5 protein-coding genes and 2 pseudogenes are annotated in these 6,107 nt (G+C 70.4%); 6 read left to right on the top strand and 1 reads right to left on the bottom strand.

Annotation, left to right across the window (positions count from 1 at the left end; translation table 11 throughout):
• Positions 1–64: 64 nt before the first annotated feature.
• From AC2VOK_RS15435 to AC2VOK_RS15410, 6 genes and pseudogenes are all read left to right on the top strand, one after another.
• Entirely contained in the window at positions 65–1,351 is a 1,287-nt protein-coding gene (locus tag AC2VOK_RS15435) for a fatty acid desaturase family protein (RefSeq protein WP_428901266.1), read from the top strand.
• A 60-nt stretch (positions 1,352–1,411) separates the two neighbouring features.
• On the top strand, positions 1,412–2,476 hold the full coding sequence (locus AC2VOK_RS15430) for an AraC family transcriptional regulator (RefSeq protein ID WP_428901265.1): 1,065 nt from the start codon (positions 1,412–1,414) through the stop codon (positions 2,474–2,476).
• Positions 2,477–2,555: 79 nt separating this feature from the next.
• Entirely contained in the window at positions 2,556–4,046 is a 1,491-nt protein-coding gene (locus AC2VOK_RS15425; protein WP_428901264.1) for a flavin-containing monooxygenase, read from the top strand.
• Positions 4,043–4,326: pseudogene (locus AC2VOK_RS15420) on the top strand (hypothetical protein); the annotation flags it as partial. The gene AC2VOK_RS15425 and the pseudogene AC2VOK_RS15420, both read left to right, overlap by 4 nt.
• Before the next feature lie 35 nt (positions 4,327–4,361).
• Positions 4,362–4,649 (top strand): hypothetical protein, encoded by a 288-nt coding sequence (locus tag AC2VOK_RS15415; protein WP_428901267.1) that lies wholly within the window; start codon positions 4,362–4,364, stop codon positions 4,647–4,649.
• Between the two features lie 17 nt (positions 4,650–4,666).
• Positions 4,667–5,140: pseudogene (locus AC2VOK_RS15410) on the top strand (GMC oxidoreductase); the annotation flags it as partial.
• Here the strand turns inward: AC2VOK_RS15410 and rsgA are convergent.
• Positions 5,127–6,107, bottom strand: coding sequence for a ribosome small subunit-dependent GTPase A (gene rsgA / locus AC2VOK_RS15405; RefSeq protein WP_428901263.1), 981 nt, complete (start codon positions 6,105–6,107; stop codon positions 5,127–5,129). The pseudogene AC2VOK_RS15410 and the gene rsgA overlap by 14 nt on opposite strands.

Genomic DNA, 6,107 nt, shown 5'->3' with positions numbered 1-6,107 from the left:
ATGGCGAACCGCCACGATCAACCACCCGATCAACCACCCGGTCAACCACAGGGAGCTGAAGACGATGGCGATTACTGACGTCGACGTATTCGCGCATTTGACCGATGCTGACGTCGAGAGCCTGGCGGTCGAGCTGGACGCCATCCGCCGCGAGGTCGAAGACTCGCGCGGCGAGCGCGACGCGCGCTACATCCACCGCACCATCGCGGCCCAGCGCGCACTCGAGGTGGCCGGGCGGGTGCTGCTCGCGGCGAGTTCACGACGTTCTGCCTGGTGGGCGGGCACAGTGACGCTGGGCGTGGCCAAGATCATCGAGAACATGGAGATCGGCCACAACGTCATGCACGGCCAGTGGGACTGGATGAACGACCCGGAGATCCACTCCTCGACGTGGGAGTGGGACATGAGCGGGTCCTCCAAGCACTGGCGCTACACCCACAATTTCGTGCACCACAAGTTCACCAACATTCTCGGGATGGACGACGACGTCGGCTACGGCTTGCTGCGCGTCACCCGCGACCAGCGCTGGAAGCGCTTCAACGTCTTCAATCTCGTGTACAACGCCCTGCTCTCCCTGCTCTTCGAATGGGGCGTAGGCCTGCAGCACGTGGAGCTCGGCAAGATCGTCAAGCGCCGGATGGACCACCACGAGGCCCGGGAACGGATCGACGAGTTCCTGGCCAAGGCCGGCAGGCAGGTCCTCAAGGACTATGTCGCCTTCCCGGCGCTGACCGCGCTGTCGCCCGGGGCGACCTACCGGTCGACGCTGAAGGCCAACGCCCTGGCCAACGTGATCCGCAACGTCTGGGCCAATGCCGTCATCTTCTGCGGCCATTTCCCCGACGGCGCCGAGAAGTTCACCACGACCGACATGATCGGCGAAACCAAGGGCCAGTGGTACCTGCGTCAGATGCTGGGCAGCGCCAACTTCGACGCCGGCCCCACGCTGCGGTTCATGAGCGGCAACTTGTGCCACCAGATCGAGCATCACCTCTACCCCGACCTGCCGAGCAGCCGGCTCCACGAGATCTCGGTGCGGGTGCGCGAGCTCTGCGACAAGTACGATCTGCCCTACACCACGGGACCGTTCCTGGTGCAGTACGGCAAGACCTGGCGCACGCTGGCCAAGCTGTCGCTGCCCGACAAGTACCTGCGCGACAGCGCCGACGACGCGCCCGAGACCCGCAGCGAGCGGATGTTCGCGGGACTGGAACCCGGTTTTGCCGGCACCGACCCGACGACGGGGCGCCGCCGCGGGCTCAAGACCGCGATCGCCTCGGTGCGCGGGTGGCGGCGCAACAAGAGTGTCGCCGCGGCAGCCGGTCCCGTCGAGGAAGGGTCCGCCGCCTAGCGTGGTCGCGGGAATCCGCTCGGGGCACTGCGATATCCCTGGTCGGCCATACTGGCATTCGTGAAGCTCTTCGCCGGACAGCAGGTCTCGCACTGGGACTTCCCGCGGAGCACGGGCAGCGTCGCGCTGATGACCGAGTTCGGTTGCGCGAACGGGCTGGCCGCAGCGGACGTGCTCGAGGGGACCGGCCTGTCCGAAGCCGACCTGCGCGACCACCGCCGGATGATCACCGGGCGCCAGGAGCTGACGATCGCGACGAGCCTGGTGGACCTGTTGGGCGACCCGGCGAACCTGGGGGTGCGCTTGGGCACCGGCTATCACGTGGGATCGTTGGGGATTTTCGGCTTCGCCTGCCTGACCAGCTCGACGCTGGGCGACGCCGTCCGGTTCGCGGCTATGTTCTACGAGCTCAGCTACGGGTTCTGCCTGCCCAGTGTCACGGTGGACGGCCGGCTGGCGACTTTGCGGCTCGACCTGCCCGACCTGACCGGCCCGGTCGCGCAGTTCCTCACCCGGCGTGACCTGGCGGCGATCGCCCGCGTCATGTCCGAACTGTTGGGCAGGACCGTCCCGTTCACGTCGATCGAGTTCGCGGGTCCGGCGCCGCCGTCGCGCGACACGGCGGCCCGCCAGGTGTTCGGCGTGACGCCGCGCTACCACTCGTCGGCCACGGTGGCATCCTGGCCGGCCGCGCTGCTCGATGAACGGCTGCCCCAGGCGAGTGAGCTGAGCGTGGCGATGTGTGAGCAGCAATGCCACCAATTGTTGGAACGCCGTCGACAGCGGACCGGTGTGGCCCGCCGGGTCCGCGAACGTTTGGCGGCGATCGACGACAGACCCCACACGATTTCCGCCGTCGCCCGGCAGTTGGCGATGAGTGAGCGCACGCTGCGGCGGCGTCTCGCTGAGGAGAACACGACCTTCCGTGATCTGGCCGAGGAGGTCCACCGGGTCCTCGCCGAGGAGCTGTTGGCAACGGGTGCGCTCTCGGTGGACGACGTCGCGTTGCGGCTGGGCTACGCCGAGGCGACCAGCTTCATCGCCGCGTTCAAACGGTGGACGGGCACGACACCCGCGCGCTATCAACGGTCGGTGGTGCCACGCGCGCGTTTGGTGGCCGTCTGAGCCCCCGTGGCCGGAATCATTGATTTGCGGTCCGCGATCGCCCGTGCGTCCGCTCCTGCTTGCTCCTAGGTTGTCAGGTATGCCCCTTCGTCGTCCCCGCGCCCTGGTGATCGGCGCCGGCTTCGGCGGCCTCGCCGCCGCCTACGAGTTGTCCGAACACGGGCTCGCCGACGTGACGGTGCTGGAGAAAGCCGAGGACGTCGGCGGCGTCTGGCGGGCGAACACCTATCCCGGGGCCGCCTGTGACGTGCCGTCGAACCTGTACTCCTACTCGTTTGCCCGCAAGACCGACTGGGGCCGCCGCTACGCCGAGCAGTCCGACATCCTCGGCTACATCCGTGACACCGCCGACCGGTACGGTCTGCGCGAGTTGGTGCGCACGGGGGTCGAGGTCACGTCGGCCCGCTACGACGACAGCGCCGCCACGTGGCGGGTGGTGACCTCGTCCGGGGAGGTTCTCGAGGCCGACGTGCTCGTGCCCGCGGTCGGCCAGCTGTCGCGCCCGGCGCTGCCGAACATCCCGGGACTCGACGCCTTCGCGGGGCCGTCTTTCCATTCGGCCGAGTGGCGCCACGACGTCGACCTGACCGGCAAGCGCGTCGCGGTGCTCGGCACCGGCGCGTCGGCCATCCAGTTCGTCCCGCGTATTCGCCGGGACGCCGGGCATGTCACGGTCTTTCAGCGCTCGGCGCCCTATGTCGTGCCCAAGCCGGACCGCGCCTACACCGACGCGCACCGTGCCGCGTTCCGGACCGTGCCCGGCTTCGCCGCCGCGATGAGGCAGCTGATCTGGGAGATCTCGGAGTTCTTCGGGCTCGCGCTGACCAGGGTCGTCCCGCTCGCCCGGTTGATCGGCATCGCCGCGGCGGCAAACCTCAAGCGCCACGTCAAAGATCCGGTCCTGCGGGCCAAGCTCACTCCGGACTACCCGATCGGCTGCAAGCGCGTGCTGTTCAGCAGCGACTGGTACCCGGCGCTGGCAAGCGACAACGTGAACGTCGAAACCGCCGCGATCACCGAGGTGACGTCCACCGGCGTGCGCACCGCCGACGGCCGGTTGCACGAGGTGGACGTCATCGTCTACGGCACCGGGTTCAAGGCCACCGAATTCCTCGCGCCGGTGACGATCACCGGCCGCGACGGCCGGGACCTGCACTCGCAGTGGCGCGACGGCGCGCGCGCCTACCTGGGCATGGCCGTGCCCGGCTTCCCGAACATGTTCTTGATCTACGGCCCGAACACCAACCTCGGCAGCAGCTCCATCATCCTGATGATGGAGCAGCAGGCCCGCTACATCCGCCAGATCGTCGAGGAGCTGGCCCGCGGCGGCGTGCACCGCGCGTTCGAGGTCCGGCCCGCCGTGGAACAGGCCTACGACGCCGAGGTGCAATCCCGCCTCGATGCCGGCGTGTGGACCACGTGCGACTCCTGGTACCGGACCGCCTCCGGGCGGGTCACCACCAACTGGCCGGGGCTGGTCCGGGAATACCAGCGCCGTACCCAGACCGCGAGCCTCGCGGACTTCGACGTGATCCTGCCCGCCTCCGCCGCCCAGGAGGTCGGGGCGTGACCCGGGCGCCGTTCGACTACGACGTGCTCGTCATCGGCTCGGGCTTCGGCGGGAGCGTCACCGTGTTGCGGCTCAGCGAGAATGGCTACCGCGTCGCGAGAATGGCTACCGCGTCGGCGTATCGGAGGCGGGCCGGCGCTTTCGCGACGAGGATTTCGCCAAGAACAGCTGGCATGTCCGCGATTACCTGTTCCAGCCCTCGGTCGGCTGCTACGGAATCCAGCGGATCGACCTGCTGTCCGACGCCGTGGTGCTCAGCGGCGCCGGAGTGGGCGGCGGCTGCACCGGCTGCGTGACCGCGGCAGCCTACCGCACGTGTCGCCCCGGTTCGGGGAGCTGTCGCGCACCAACTCCGAGGCGATCCTCGCGGTGCGGGCGCGCGGCGGCGACGTCGACTACTCGGAGGGCCTCGCGATCACGTCGTCCATCCACCCGGACAGCCACACCCATGTGGAGCCGTGCCGCTACGACCACGGCTCCAACCTGATGGGGCTGCTCGGCACCGTCCTGGTCGACGGGCTGGACGGCAGCAGGCGTTGGCGGACCGGCATGAACTCGCGACCACCTACACCCGGCGCGGTCTGTTCGGGCGACGCATGCTGACCCGCCACGGCGTGGGCGACCCGAACCCGACGTCGATCCCGGTGGGCCACGAGGTTGCCGGCCGCGCGGCCGAGCACCTGGACGGCATCGCCGGGGGCGCCTGGGCCGACCTGGCCGACATCCCGATGACGGGTCACTCCATCGGCGGCTGCGTGATCGGCGAGACCGCGGCCGACGGCGTCGTGGACCCCTACCAGCGCATGCACGGGCACCCCGGGCTGCACGTGATCGACGGGTCCACGATCACCACGAACCTGGGCGTGAACCCGTCGCTCACGATCACCGCCCTGGCCGAGCGCGCCGCCGCGCTGTGGCCCAACAAGGGGGAGCCCGATCCGCAGCCGCCACTGGGTTCGCCCTATGTGCGCGTCGCACCCCTCGCACCGGTCAACCCCGCCGTCCCGGAGGGCGCGCCGGGCGCGTTGCGGCTGACCGGCCCGGGGAAGAACTGCGGCCGCCCGCGCGCTCGGCGCGCCCTCAGGCCTGATTGAGCGCCGCCAGCAGCCGGCGGGCCGCGGCCACGCGGCGAACGGCGGGCCCGGACAGCGCGTCCAGCGCGCATTCGGGGTCGGCCGGCGGCCCCATGTGCCCGCAGCCCCGGGGGCAGCCCTGGATCGTGTCGGCCAGGTCCGCGAAGGCCAGCAGCACGTCGTCGGGCTCGATGTGGGCCAGCCCGAACGAGCGGATGCCCGGGGTGTCGATCACCCAGCCCGAGCCCTGCAGGGGCAGCGCGAGCGACTGGGTGGACGTGTGCCGGCCCCTGCCGATCTCGGTCACCTCGCCGACGGCCCGCGCCGCGTCGGGCACCAGGCGGTTCACCAGCGTCGACTTGCCGACCCCCGAATGCCCCAGCAGCACGGTGATCGTGCCCGCGAGCAGGTCCGCCACCGCCAGCAGCGGGTCGTCGCGGCCCGCGACGACCACCGTCAACTCGAGGTCGACGAACTGCTCGGCGAACGGCTCCGGCGGGGCGAGGTCGGTCTTGGTCAGGCACAGGATCGGCTTCAGCCCGCCGGCGTAGGCGGCGATCAGCGTCCGGTCGACCAGGCCCGTGCGCGGCGGCGGGTCGGCCATCGCCACCACGATCAGCAGCTGGTCGGCGTTGGCGACCACCACCCGTTCGGTGGGATCGGTGTCATCGGCGGTGCGCCGCAACACCGTTCGCCGTTCCCCGCGGCGCACGATGCGGGCCAGGGCGTCCGGCCGGCCGGACAGGTCGCCGACCAGGTCGACGTCGTCGCCGACGACGATCGGGGTGCGCCCCAGCTCCCGGGCCCGCATCGCGGTGACCCGGCGACCGGGGTCGCCGCCCAGCACGCACCCCCAGCGGCCGCGATCGACGCTGACCACCATGGCGGCTTCGGCGTCGGCGTGCTCCGGACGGGTCTTGGTTCGCGGCCGCGACCCCCTTCCGGAGCGGACCTTGACGTCGGACTCGTCGAGCTCGCCGCGCCTCAA

The sequence above is a fragment of the Mycobacterium sp. TH-M116 genome (assembly GCF_057473685.1).
This window is presented reverse-complemented; position numbering and strand designations above follow the sequence as displayed.

What these genes read in the sequence shown, in the direction of transcription:
- AC2VOK_RS15425 (WP_428901264.1), top strand. Translation starts at nt 2,556, where the DNA reads ATGCCCCTTCGTCGTCCCCGCGCCCTGGTGATCGGCGCCGGCTTCGGC.
- AC2VOK_RS15435 (WP_428901266.1), top strand. Translation starts at nt 65, where the DNA reads ATGGCGATTACTGACGTCGACGTATTCGCGCATTTGACCGATGCTGAC.